7 protein-coding genes are annotated in these 13,140 nt (G+C 69.7%); 5 read left to right on the forward strand and 2 right to left on the reverse strand.

The annotated features are described in order from the left end of the window. Positions 1–33: 33 nt before the first annotated feature. Positions 34–957, reverse strand: a complete 924-nt coding sequence (locus tag ELQ90_RS02125; RefSeq protein WP_128493607.1) for a 2-hydroxyacid dehydrogenase — start codon at positions 955–957, stop codon at positions 34–36. Between the two features lie 231 nt (positions 958–1,188). Here ELQ90_RS02125 and ELQ90_RS02130 point away from each other — a divergent pair, with 231 nt between their 5' ends. The 5 genes from ELQ90_RS02130 (at position 1,189) to ELQ90_RS02150 (ending at position 12,519) form a co-directional block, all read left to right on the forward strand. After that, positions 1,189–2,523: an MFS transporter gene (locus tag ELQ90_RS02130; protein ID WP_208020544.1), complete on the forward strand. Its 1,335-nt coding sequence runs from the start codon at positions 1,189–1,191 to the stop codon at positions 2,521–2,523. Between the two features lie 42 nt (positions 2,524–2,565). Next, positions 2,566–3,393 carry a sugar phosphate isomerase/epimerase family protein gene (locus ELQ90_RS02135; RefSeq protein ID WP_128493608.1) on the forward strand — a complete coding sequence of 276 codons (828 nt, stop codon included), beginning with the start codon at positions 2,566–2,568 and terminating at the stop codon, positions 3,391–3,393. Continuing rightward, entirely contained in the window at positions 3,390–4,520 is a 1,131-nt protein-coding gene (locus ELQ90_RS02140; protein WP_128493609.1) for a Gfo/Idh/MocA family protein, read from the forward strand. Before ELQ90_RS02135 ends, ELQ90_RS02140 begins: the two co-directional genes overlap by 4 nt. 689 nt (positions 4,521–5,209) lie before the next feature. Next, entirely contained in the window at positions 5,210–11,167 is a 5,958-nt protein-coding gene (locus ELQ90_RS02145) for a DUF7927 domain-containing protein (protein ID WP_128493610.1), read from the forward strand. 380 nt (positions 11,168–11,547) lie between these two features. Beyond that, a complete protein-coding gene (locus ELQ90_RS02150; RefSeq protein WP_128493611.1) occupies positions 11,548–12,519 on the forward strand; it encodes a siderophore-interacting protein in 972 nt (323 codons plus the stop codon). Positions 12,520–12,637: 118 nt separating this feature from the next. On the opposite strand, the gene ELQ90_RS02155 is transcribed toward ELQ90_RS02150, so the two are convergent. Continuing rightward, positions 12,638–13,051 (reverse strand): hypothetical protein, encoded by a 414-nt coding sequence (locus ELQ90_RS02155; protein WP_128493612.1) that lies wholly within the window; start codon positions 13,049–13,051, stop codon positions 12,638–12,640. Between the last annotated feature and the right edge of the window lie 89 nt (positions 13,052–13,140).

Below are 13,140 nucleotides of genomic sequence, written 5' to 3' on the forward strand. Positions count from 1 at the left end.
ATTCGAACCCGGAACAGCGGGTCGGTCATCCCGTCAGGTCCGAAGGACGATGTTCTCCGGTTCCTCGTCCGCGAGGAGGTGGTCGATCTGGCGGCGAATGAGTGCGACCATGCGGGGGAGCATCGCGCCCGACGCACCGCCGACGTGGGGGCTGATGAGCACGTTCGGGAGTGACCACAGCGGGTGGTCCTCGGGCAGCGGCTCCGGGTCGGTCACGTCGAGGGCCAGGCGGATGCGCCCCTCCGTCGCGTGGCGCACGAGCGCGTCGGTGTCGGCGACCGGTCCGCGGCCGACGTTCACGACGAGGGCGCCGTCGGGGAGCGCTGAGAGCACGTCGTCGTTCACGAGGCCGGTCGTCTTCGAGGTGAGCGGCGTCACGATGATGAGGATGTCGACCTCGGGCAGCAGCTCCGGCAGCTCGTCGACACCGTGGACGGCACCGCGGTCGTCGGTGCGAGGGCGTGAGGCGACCCGGACGACGGTCGTCTCGAACGGCAGCAGGCGGTCCTCGATCGCGCGACCGACGCCGCCATAGCCGAGGATCATGACGTTCTTGTCGGCGAGGCCCGGGGTCATCCGGCTCTTCCACGTGCCCGACTCGGCGTTCCGCACGAACTCCGGGAGACCGCGCTGCGCGGCGAGGGCCAGGGTGAGCGCGAGCTCCGCCGTCGCCGTCTCGTGCACGGTGCTCGCGTTGGCGTAGGTGACGCCCTCGGGGAGGAGCTCGTCGACGCCGTCGTACCCGATCGATTGTGACTGCACGAGCCGGCTGGAGACCTCCGCCAGCCGACCGAGCCGACTGCTCCCGCCCATGTACGGCGGCACGACGAGGTCGATGCGCGACCGTGGCGGCGCCCCCTCGAAGTCCCACTCGACGAGTTCGACCGAGTCGGGGAGATCGCCCACCGCGTTCGCGAGGCGGGCATCGGGGACGCTGACGACGAGGGAATCTGCCATGCCTTCGACCCTAGCGCCCGGGTTCGACCGCCCGACGGGGGATTGTGCGCGGCGGTGCTCGCCTCTCCTGCTCCCCGACCGACGGATCACGCGGGCCTTTTCCGTCATGCGACGAAATTGATGCTTGTGCATTCAGTTCGTTCACTCCATACTCGATCCCGCACAGTGATCGGTTTTCAGATCCGAACGCCGGCGCTGTGCTCCAGGTCTCAAGGGTGAGAGGAACCGGCAATGACAACATCGAGTGGATCAGCCGCAGGGATGCCGTCCGGCATGACGGTGGCCACGGCTACCGCGCAGAACGACGCGGTGTTCCATGAGCCGACGGAACCGGCGAGACGCAGCTACGTCGCGTGGCTGCTCATCGCGCAGCTGGTCTTCTTCATCGCCCTCCTCGGCCCGGCGATCGTCGGAATCGGCCTGAAGATCCAATCGCTCGTCGACGCGGGGGAGATCGCCGCGAACGGCGCCACCGGCGCGGCGGCCGTGCTCGGCGGCGTCGGCGCCCTCTTCGCCACTCTCGCCAACGTCATCTTCGGGCGCCTGTCCGACCGCACGACGAGCCGCTGGGGCCGCCGACGGATCTGGATCGTCGCCGGAACCGTCATCATGACCGTCGCGTTCCTCATCATGGCGCTCGCCCCCAACCTCCTCTGGGCGACCGTCGGCTGGGCGCTCGCGCAGCTCGGTGCGAACATGGCCCTCGCGCCGTTCATCGCGACGATCGCCGACCAGGTACCGAGGTTCCAGCGCGGCAAGATCACCGCGTCGCTCGGCATCGCGCAGAACATCGGCGTCCTCGGCGGAACCTACGTCGCGCAGGCCTTCGTGGGTCAGCTCGTCATCATGTTCGTGGGACCGGCCGTTCTCGCGGTCATCGTCATGGTGATCTTCGTGGTCGTGCTGCCCGACCGTCGACTGCCCGTCCGGCCGCCTCGGGCCACCCTGCGCGATTGGGCGGAGACGTTCTGGGTCAGCCCCCGCAAGAATCCCGACTACGCGCTCGCCTGGTGGTCGCGGTTCCTCATCACGTTCGCGAGCTTCGGTTTCACGACCTTCCGCTTCTTCTACCTCCTCAACCACATCGGTGTTCCGGAGGCGGACATCCCTGCCGTCATCACGACGAGCGTGCTCATCTACACGATCGCCCTCATCGCCGCGAGCTATTTCGCCGGCTGGCTCTCGGACCGCTTGGGTCGCCGCAAGGTCTTCGTCTGGAGCTCGACCGCGCTGTTCGCGATCGGCACCTTCGCCCTCATCTTCGTGAACGACGTGAGCGGCTTCTACGTGCTCGAGGCGCTGCTCGGCATCGCGTTCGGCATCTACGTGGGCGTCGACCTCGCGCTCGTCGTCGACGTGCTGCCCGATCCGGAGAACTCCGGCAAGGACCTCGGCGTCTTCAACATCGCCAACGCCCTCCCGCAGACGATCGCGCCTCTCATCGGCGGAATCCTCGTCTACGTGAGCGACCCGACCGGCAACAATTACGCCCTCTGGTTCTCCGTCTGCGCTGTAGCTGCGATCGTAGGAGCACTCGTCATTTTCCCCATCAAGAAGGTCCGCTAGTTGCGGGGTCCCGTCGGACCCCGATCGAAAGGTGATTCACACATGGCGCTTCCCCTCGCATCCGCCCAGCTCTACACGCTGGCCAAGGAGTTCACCGAGGACCCGAACGGTTCGCTCGACAAGCTCGCGGCCATCGGCCTGAAGAACGTCGAGGCGTTCGACTTCGTCGGTCGCCCCGCCGAGATCCGGGCGGCCCTCGACGCGAGCGGCCTGTCGTCGCCGACCGGTCACGCCCCGCTGCTCTCCGACGAGCTCTGGACGCCCGACGGCTCCATCCCCACTCCCGCTCCGGAGGTCGTCTTCGAGGCGGCCGCGACGCTCGGCATGACCACGGTCATCGACCCGTTCGTCGCCGCCGACCGTTGGCTCACGGAGGACGGTGTCGCGGACATCGCGGACCGCCTCAACAAGGCCGCCGAGGTCGCCGCGACCTTCGGACTCTCCGTCGGCTACCACAACCACGCGCAGGAATTCGTCGCGTCGTTCGGTGGCCAGACGGCGTTCGAGCGGTTCGTCGCGACGACGGACGAGCGCGTCCTCATCGAGCTCGACCTCTTCTGGGCGCTCACCGGGGGCCAGGACGGTCCGGACCTCGTGTCGAAACTCGGCTCGCGCCTCGTCGCGGTCCACGTGAAGGACGGCATCGCGCCGGCGGAGAACCCGTTCGCCCCCGACGCTGCGGCATTCGGGTCGGAGACGCTCGACCAGCGCCGCCCGGGCGAGGGCGACGTTCCGCTCGTCGCGTCCCTCGCCGCGGGTGAGGGTGCCATCCAGTACGCCGTCATCGAGTACGACAACGCCCCCGGTGACGTGTTCGCCGACATCCAGGCGAGCTACGACTTCCTCGTGAAGGGTGGGTACGCGGCATGAGCGGACCCGTCGGAGTCGGCGTCATCGGCGCCGGAGTCATCAGCGACACCTACCTCGAGAACCTCCGGTCCTTCCCGGACGTGAGCGTCGTGATCGTGGGCGACCTCATCGAGGAGCGGGCGAAGAGCCAGGCGGAGAAGCACGGCGTGCCCGCATGGGGTTCCGCTGCGGACGTGCTCGGCAACGACGACGTGCAGGTCGTCGTGAACCTGACGATCCCCGCTGCGCACCTCGAGATCTCCTCCGCCGCGATCGCCGCCGGTAAGCACGTGTGGAGTGAGAAGCCCCTCGGCCTCGACCGGGCGGGTGGAGCGCGATTGCTGGCGGACGCGGCGTCGAAGGGGCTCCGCGTGGGCTCGGCCCCCGACACGATCCTGGGACCGGGATTCCAGTCGGCGAAGCGTGCCCTCCAGGAGGGTCTCATCGGCGAACCGATGTTCGCGACGACGACCTTCCAGACCATCGGACCCGACCTCTGGCACCCGAGCCCCGCCTTCCTCTTCGCCGAGGGCGCTGGCCCGTTGCTGGACATGGGACCGTACTACTTCAGCGGACTCGTGAGCCTCTTCGGTCCGGTCGACCGGGTCGCGGCGCTCGGGCGGAAGAAAGCCGAGGTGCGCGAGATCCATTCGGGACCCGACGCGGGGACGACCTTCCCCGTCGAGGTGCCGACGTCGCTGCAGGTGCTCACGTCGTTCGCGGCGGGCCAGCAGGCGTCGAGCCTCCTGAGCTTCGATTCGGCGCTCGAACGCCACGGCGTCTTCGAGGTCCACGGCACGGAGGGCTCGCTCATCGTGCCCGACCCGAACCAGTTCGAGGGGCGCAGCGCCTACGTCCGGGCTCGGACGTCGCTCGCCGACGGCGACTGGGGCGAGCAGGAGTGGATCGAGATCGAGCAGAAGGGCACCGTCGTCGGTCGTGGTCTCGGGCTGCTCGACATGGTGCGCGCGATCTCCGAGGGTCGTCCGCACGTCGCCACCGGGGAACTCGGCTTCCACGTGCTCGATGTCATGCTCTCGGCGCAGGAGTCGGTGGCGAGCGGCGAGTTCGTCACCGTGGACAGCTCGATCTCCGCGCCGGTTCCGTCGGTCCCGGTCGACTTCGATCCCTTCGCCAGCACCCTGTAGGAGCTGCCCTGAGCGGTGGGGTCACCACAGATAGCCCCACCGCTCCGGGACGGAGACTCAGCGGACGACGCGATGGCGTGCGCACGGGCCCGCTGCTCCTCGACTGCGGCGCCGATGCTGTAACCCACAGCCACGGTGATCTCACCCACCGGCTTTCCGTTCTCCGTTCCCAGGAGATGCCGACGCATGACCGACCGTGTCCGGATGCGCTGCTCGAGCTCGGAGATCACCGAGGTGACCCCGGGGAGATCCTGGATCTCGGTCACCCCAGCGGTCACGATGCCGCGCGCCGGCCTGCGCCGGTGTCGCCCCCGCCTTCGGTCACCACGCTATCGAACGCGTCGGTTCCCCGCGCCGAGCGGTTCCGCGCTCGGTCCTCGTCCGGGCGGGGTCCGACAGGAAGCGCCGTGACGGCACAGGACCGCCGCGGTCCGAGACCCGATTGCGCTTGTCGCGTGGGTGGAACGGGGGGTGAAAGGGGGGGGTGACGTCTCCTTCTCCCCGAGAACTCGCTGATAGGAAGAGTGGTCGCCCGAGAGGCGGGGGGGTGCGAGACGGGCTGCGTCTGCGCCTCGCTACGTACTACAACACGAAGGTTGGGCTCGATGAGTCGTCTGTCTGGGATCGTCACGAGACTCGCGCAAGCAGTCGGCCGCCACGGACGATCGGACTCGCGTCGAGACATCGTCATGCGGCCGCGCAGAAGCGCGGTCGCTCTCGTGACGACGGCGCTCGTAGCGGGAGTGCTCGCGTCAGTCGTGCCGAGCGCACCTGCAGCCGCAGCCGAGACGCCGGGCGACTCCTACATCCGGCAGGACAACACGTTCTACGCCTACGTCGGAGCGGGCGAGAACCTCGACGTCCAGTTCCTGAAATCCGCTTCGCTCGCGGGCGCCTCCCCCATCACGGTCACCGTCCGGGGCCCGGGAGGCATCACGCAGAGCTGCACCAAGCAGACCACCGACGCCCCCAACACCGCCTGCACGTTCGCCAATCTGACGTCGGCGACGCCCGGCGTTTGGGCGATCACGTTCGACGTCTCCGTGTCGACCGCCGACTACTACCTGTGGACGATCAACGTCCAGCGCGGCACCACCACCATCCCGGGGCGCGTCTACTCCGAGCGGTACACGATGTTCCAGGGTGCGACGCTCGCCGCCTCCACCGACATGTCGCTCTGGTACCAGAGCGAGCTCGGCTACACCTACCGCGCCGACTACACCGACTACAACGGCGTGGACTCGGTGATCTACGCCGACGCGACGGGCATCCGCTACAACGGCACGTGCACCTCGGCGTATGCAAGCATCGATGGGGCCGACACGACCCGATCGAGCGCCGGGTTCCGCGAGTGCGGCGACCCGTACAAGATCTTCTTCGAAGCCCCCGCGGCGGACCTGCCCGCCACGGCGACCCTCTTCAACGGCCAGACGGACTGGCTCAAGCCCGCCGTGGCCCCGACGCCGTCGATCACGAACGTCTCGTTCACCCCGGACGACGCCCGCACGCGCGCGGGTGAGATCGAGTTCGACGTCGAGAACTTCACCGGGCAGCTCGTCGTGGAGATCGACACGGACGACGACGGCACCTACGACGTGCGTCTGCCCGGCTCCGCGATCGACGGGTCCGGCGCCGTACGGTTCGACGGACGCGACGCCGACGGAAACCCGGTGCCGGCGGGCCAGGACATGGCCGTGCGGGTGTCGATCGCCCAGACCGGCGAGATCCACTTCACCCAGACGGACGTCGAGGTCCGCGGCGGCGGCGTGCAGGTCACGCGCCTCAACGGCGTCGGGGCGGGCGACCGCACCCTGCGCTGGAACGACTCGGGCCTCTCGACGGCCGGCACGTGCGGCACGCGGCCGAATCCGCTCGACGCTCGCACGGGCGTCAACAGCACGGGCGGTGTGCACTCGTGGACCCCGGCCGGTTGCGCCTCGCTCAACGGCTGGGGAGACGTCCGCGTCATCGACGACTGGACCTCCGTGCCCGTCGACGAGTCGGCGGCCGTCGAGGTCCCCGGGACCCAGTTCGACTTCGGTGACGCCCCCGCGAGCTTCGGCACCACCGGGGCGAATGGCGCGAGCCACGTCATCGGGGCCGGCCTGACGATCGGGACCGAGCTCGACGCGGAAGCGGACGGTCAGCCGACCGCGGGTGCCGACGGCGACGACACCACGGGGATCGACGACGAGGACGCGTTCTCGACGCCGGTCGTCCTCAACCCCGGGGCGACCGCGGCCGAGATCACCGTGCCCGTGACCAACTCGACCGGAACGACCGCGACCCTCTACGGCTGGATCGACGCGAACGGCGACGGCGTCTTCCAGGCGTCCGAGTCCGCCACGGTCGCGGTGCCGGACGGCGCGACGAGCGTGCAGCTCGCCTTCTCCGGCCTCTCCGCCCTGGTCGACGGGTCGACGCCCGTCCTCCGCCTCCGTCTGACGACCGATGCGCTCGCGGACGACACCGCGACGCCGGTCGACGAGCGCTCCAGGGTCGGTGCCTCGGACGGCGAGGTCGAGGACCACCTCGCCCAGGTCGCGACCCTCGTGCCGATCTCCTGCGTCGAGCCCTTCGTCGAGACCTTCGGCACCGGCACCGGATACGGTGCTCCCCTCCCGGCGGGTCAGACGACCTACATCTACGAGGGTCGGCAGCCCGGTCAGGACGGGGTCGTCCAGGACGGCGAGTACGGCCTGCCGTCGAGCCTTCCGGGAACCTTCGGGAGCTGGTGGCACACGGGACTCGACCACACGGACGACACCGACGGCCGGATGATGCTGATCAACGCGAGCCTCGACGAGGGCATCTTCTTCCAACGGACGTTCACCCAGCTCGTCCCGGGCGCGGACTACGACTTCTCCGCGTGGATCACCAACGCCAACAACGCTGGATCGCCGACGCTGCCGAACGTCGCATTCCGCGTCGTCGACCCCGCGACGGACACCGTCCTCGCCGAGGGTGAGACAGGCGACATCTCGAACGAGCCCTCGCTGGTGTGGGAGCGCTACGGGCTGCAGTTCGAGGCCACCCAGTCGACCGTCCGTCTCGAGGTCGCGAACAACGGCCCCGGCGGCAACGGCAACGATCTCGCGATCGACGACGTCGGCTTCTCGCCGGTGTGCGAATTCGGTGACGCCCCCGACTCCTACGGAACCACGATCGCGAGCAATGGCGCCGGCCACATCGCCTCCGGCCCGACCCTCGGCACCGAGCGCGACACGGAGGCCGACGGCCAGCCGACCGGCGACGCCGACGGCGACGACGCCGCGGGGACCGATGACGAAGACGGGATCTCCGGCCCCATCGAGATCACCGTCGACGAGCCGGCCAGCGTGACCGTGTCCGCCACGAACGACTCCGACTCGGAGGCGACCCTCGCCGGCTGGATCGATCTGGACGGCAACGGGGTCTTCGACCCCGCCGAGCGTGTGATCGTCACGGTGCCCGCGAACTCGGGAACGGCGGACTACACCCTCACCTTCCCGCCGGGCTCCACGACGGCGGACACGTATGCGCGCTTCCGGCTTTACGCGGAGCCCGTCGCCGATCCGCAGCCCACGGGCACCGCTGCCGGCGGTGAGGTCGAGGACTACCCGGTGACGGTGCTCGAGCCCGACCTCGACGTCGAGAAGACCTCGAACATGACCGCGGACAGCCGTCCCGGTGACGTCATCCGCTACACCGTCACGGCGACGAACGCGGGAACGGGCGACTACACGGACCGGAACCCCGCCGTCGTGCTCGACAGCCTGGCCGGAGTACTCGACGACGCCGACTACGACGGCAACGCGGCGGCGGTGATCTCCGACGGGTCCGACGCCTCGGCCCCCGTCTTCATCGCTCCCTCGTTCCTCTCCTGGTCGGGTGCGCTCGCCGCGGGCGAGACGGTGAGCATCACCTACACGGTCACGCTGACCCCGGGTGGGGACGGCGCCCTGCGGAACGTCGCCTGGCAGCCCGTCACTCCGCCGGACCCGGGCGTGCCGCCCACTCAGGTGCCGGAGTGCGAGCCGCGCACCGCGGACGGGACCGACCCCGTCACGGGCGAGGCCTGCGCCGTCGTCGAGAACGAGCTGCCCAAGCTCACGATCGCGAAGGCCTCCGACGTGACGGAGCTCCCGGCCGACGGGGGAGAGGTGACGTACACGGTGACCGTCACCAACCAGGGCCCTGGCGTCTACACCGAGGGTGCGCCCGCGTCGATGGAGGACGACCTGCCCGACGTCCTGGACGACGCCTCATTCGGCGAGATCCTCGCCCCCGCCGACGGTGCCGTCTTCAATGAGGACGCCGAACAGGTGACCTGGTCCGGACCCCTCGGTGTCGGGGAGTCGATCGTCATCTCCTACACCGTGGTCTACGACGCGGACGCGGAGGACGGCGACCACCTCCTGCTGAACACGGCGTGCGTCCCCGAGGCCGAGGCCGTCGACCCCGCCGCGAATTGCTCGTCGGTACAGGTCCCGGCCGCCGCTCTCGTGATCGGGAAGACGGTCGACCCGGCCGACGGCACCGCCGTCGATCAGGGCGAGAGCGTGACATACACCCTCACGTTCCAGAACACGGGGCGCGTGCCGGCCGCGGTCGACCACCTCGACGACCTCTCGGATGTGCTCGACGACGCCGCCCTGACGGGGACGCCCTCCGCCGACGCGGGTCTCACCGCGGTCCTCACGGGCGACGAGCTCGCGATCACGGGAAGCGTGCCCGTCGGGCGGACCCTCACCGTGACCTACACCGTGCTGGTGGACGCGTACGCCGACCAGGCGAACCACGTCCTCGGCAACGTGCTCAGCCTCGGTGACCGCACCTGCCCGCCGCTCGGTTGCCCCGGCACCGAGAACCCGATCCGCCACGTCGCGGTCACGAAGACCGCCGACCCGGTGACCGAGGTCGCCACCGGCGACACGGTGACCTACATCGTGACGGTGACGAACGACGGTGCGGCGGACTACACCGCGGAGATCCCCGCTGGCATGGTCGACGACATGACCGACGTGCTCGACGACGCCGGGTACAACGGTGACGCCGAGGCGATCGCCTCGGACGGCAGCGCCGTGCCGGCTCCGACCTTCTCCTCGCCCGTCCTACGGTGGTCGGGACCGGTGGCGGTCGGCGAGACCGTGACGATCACCTACACGGTGACGGTCACGAACCGCGGCGACCACGACCTCGTGAACGCCGCCTCGCCCGTGTGCGCCGACGGCGTGATCTGCGATCCCCCGCTTCCGCCGGTCGAGATCCTGCTGCCGCACGTGACCCCGGCCAAGGCCTCCGACCCCGAGTCCGGGGCGGGCGTCGCTGCGGGTGACGTGGTGACGTACACGCTGTCGTGGACCAACGACGGCAGGGCGCCGGGCACGGTGGATTCGACGGACGGCCTCTCGGGCGTCCTCGACGATGCCGACCTGACCTCCACTCCCGTCGTGGACGGCGCCCACGCCGGTGCCGTGAGCGCCGTCTTCGATCCCGCGAGCCAGTCGATCCGCGTCACGGGCACCATCGGCGCGGGTGAGACGGTGACGGTCACATACGCCGTCACGATCCGCGCCGACGGTGACCGCGGCGACAACCAGGCGCGCAACGTCCTGTCGCCCGACGTCCCGCCGTACCTGTGCCTGGAGGACGAGGCCGGATGCGACCCGTTCGAGCCCCCCACGACGACGCACCCCATCGGCGAGCTCGACGACTGGAAGACGGTGGACCCCGCCTCGGGCGGAACGGTCCGCGCCGGCCAGGAGGTCACGTACACGCTCCACTTCGAGAACATCGGAGAGGCGCCCGTGGACGTGGACCGCGAGGACGTGTTGACGCAGGTGCTCGACGACGCGACCGTGACGACGGCCCCCGTGCCGTCCGATGACGCGCTGGCCGTGTCGGAGATCGCCGGTGGCCGCTTCGCGGTCACCGGAACCCTCGCCGCCGGCCAGATCGTCACGGTGTCCTACACGGTCACCGTGAAAGAAGACGGTGCACGCGGGGACGACCGCCTCGGCAACGTCCTCGTCGACGCGGGCGAGGAGCCGCCGACCGAGTGTGCTCCCGCGGACGGCGAACGCGCCGACTGCACCGTCAACCACGTCTCGAACGTGGTGCCGTGGAAGTCGAGCGATCCGGAGTCGGGCACCGCGATCGCGCAGGGCGCGACGGTGACCTACACCCTCACGTTCGACAACGTCTCGACCAATGAGGATGCCGCCGACGCCGCGATTGACTACACCGATCACATGGCCGACGTCCTCGACGACGCCACTCTGACGCGGCAGCCGGAATCCTCGAGCGACGCGGTCTCGGCGACGGTCGAGGGCGACACCATCCGCGTCGTCGGCGCGATCCCGTCGGGGGAGACCGTGACGGTGACCTATGCCGTGACGGTGGCCGCTTACGATCGCCAGGGTGACCACGTTCTCGGCAACGTGATCGCCGTCACCGGTGAAGAACCGATCTGCGCGGAAGGCAGTGGACTCTGCACCTCGCACGAGTCGCCGACTCCGCCGCCGCTCGCGGTCACCGGTGGCGACGTCGTGTGGACCTCGTTGTTGGCCGCGTTGACGTTCGTACTCCTGGGAACGGCCGTCTTCCTCGTGACTCGACGTCGCACGAGCGGGGCTCCAGCGCCCGAGGCCCCACGGGTCGAGTGATCGCTGTGCCCCGCCGGCTCCTCCGGCGGGGCACCGTACTCTCGGTGTCGGGGCAGCGCGCCTCTCTCGATGCTCGCCGAGATCCGCGCGTTCCGCGGTGAGATCGAGGCGGCATCGTCATATCGCTAGCTCGCGGGGAGCTGTGGACCGATGTCCACCGCTCCGTGCGCAACGGAACCTTCTGCCGGGGTCGGGGAGGCGAGGGTGCTCCTCGAGCGCTTCGACTCCGCGGCGGCAGAGGCGCACCTGGACGCGATGGTGCACGACCGGCGGATGATCGAGCATCGGCTGCCGATCCGCTCGCAGGGGTACCGACGTCTGGCATCGAGATGCCGATCGCCCTTCCCTCTCGCCGCACCTCAGGTTAGGCTTTCCTTACCATGACGATTCTCGACGCCAGGCCCGACACCGCACCGATCCCGTTCCGCCTCTTCGCGGTCACGGTGAAACGCGTCGTCGCGATCAGCCCGACGTATCGTCGCATCACCTTCACGGGGCCGTTGTGCGACGGCATCGCCGACAACCGGCACGACCAGCGCATCAAGTTCCTGCTCCCCACCGAGGGAATGCCGCTCGACGAGTTCGGCCTCGAGCCGACCGACTGGTACCAGCGTTGGCGCGAACTTCCGGACGACAAGCGCATGCCGATGCGCACGTACACGATCCGCGAGGTGCGTACGGAACTCGCCGAGTTCGACGTCGACGTGGCGTTGCACGGCCGGATCGGTCCCGCGTCGTCGTGGGCGCTCGACGCGCAGCCGGGTGACAGCATCATCGTGAACGCCCCGTGCGCGCACTACCCCGACGTGCACGGCGGCGTCGACTGGCACGCGCCCGAGCGCGTCGACCGTGTCCTGCTCGCGGGCGACGAGACGGCGGCGCCCGCGATCGCCGGTATCCTCGAGCGCCTTCCCGCCGACGCCTGCGGTGTCGCCGTCATCGAGGTTCCCGATGCCGAGGACGCCGCCGTGATCGGCGCGAAGCCTGAGCACGTCGAGGTCGTCGTGCTCGCTCGCGGCGACGCCGCCGTCGGAACGCTGCTCGAGCCCGAACTGCGTCGCGTCGCGCCGCGCGTGCTCGAAGAGTGCGAGCTCATCGCGCGCGCCGAACGCATCGCGCACGCTCCGCTCGAGGACGTCGACATCGACGCCGGGCTGCTGTGGGAGGTGCCCGTCTCGGAGACGGGCGGTGCCGCCCTCGGTGACCGTGCCCCGTTCTACGCCTGGCTGGCGGGCGAGGCGAGCGTCATCAAGACGCTCCGCCGACTGCTCGTCTCGGAGCTCGGCGTCGACCGCCGCTCCGTCGCCTTCATGGGCTACTGGCGAGAGGGCCGCCCCGAACTCGGCGGCTGACCAGAGGGCTACACCCGCACGAGGGCGCCATGTACGAGTAGCGCCCTCGCACCCGACGTAGCGCCCTCGACGTTGCCGACTCCCACGCGACCGGAGCCAAGCAGTGCGCGGAGTCGACTCAGACGAGCGAGCGGAATCGCGTCGGGACCGGTGGAACCCGCAACCAGATGGAGCGGCGCTCACCGTGACGATCGGTCCAGTCGACGAAGACGAGGCCGACGGCGATCGTGGCCTGGATCGATCCCGGCTCGTCGAGCGACGCGACGATTATCCGGCCGTTCCGGCGCAACCGCGCCTTCGTGACCTGCGGACCGGTCGGGATGTCGATCGAGATGGCCACAGCGCTCCGACGACCGGCGTTCCCGAGCGTGAGACCGACCGGCGTCCGCGCGGGTCCTGTGACGAACGGGTCCGTCCAGACGAGGAAGAGGTCGACGTCCGGAAGCCGCCGTAAGCGGAACGCGGGCCACCCGCTCGGGACGGCGGGCGCGCTCGCCGTCGTGGTCGTCGCAACGCTGCGGTCGATGCTCATGGGGTTCCTCTGTCGCGCGCCACGAGTCTCGGGATGGTGGAGTGGCGCTCAAGCCATTGCACCGCACTCGTCTCGCCGCGGCATCCCCC

It is taken from the genome of Labedella phragmitis (assembly GCF_004078635.1).
In the GTDB taxonomy this organism is placed as follows: Bacteria; Actinomycetota; Actinomycetes; order Actinomycetales; family Microbacteriaceae; genus Labedella; species Labedella phragmitis.

Excerpts from the sequence above, each read along its gene's own strand:
- ELQ90_RS02125 (WP_128493607.1), bottom strand. The coding sequence starts at position 957 with ATGGCAGATTCCCTCGTCGTCAGCGTCCCCGATGCCCGCCTCGCGAAC.
- ELQ90_RS02130 (WP_208020544.1), top strand. The coding sequence starts at position 1,189 with ATGACAACATCGAGTGGATCAGCCGCAGGGATGCCGTCCGGCATGACG.
- ELQ90_RS02135 (WP_128493608.1), top strand. The coding sequence starts at position 2,566 with ATGGCGCTTCCCCTCGCATCCGCCCAGCTCTACACGCTGGCCAAGGAG.
- ELQ90_RS02140 (WP_128493609.1), top strand. The coding sequence starts at position 3,390 with ATGAGCGGACCCGTCGGAGTCGGCGTCATCGGCGCCGGAGTCATCAGC.
- ELQ90_RS02145 (WP_128493610.1), top strand. The coding sequence starts at position 5,210 with ATGCGGCCGCGCAGAAGCGCGGTCGCTCTCGTGACGACGGCGCTCGTA.
- ELQ90_RS02150 (WP_128493611.1), top strand. The coding sequence starts at position 11,548 with ATGACGATTCTCGACGCCAGGCCCGACACCGCACCGATCCCGTTCCGC.
- ELQ90_RS02155 (WP_128493612.1), bottom strand. The coding sequence starts at position 13,051 with ATGAGCATCGACCGCAGCGTTGCGACGACCACGACGGCGAGCGCGCCC.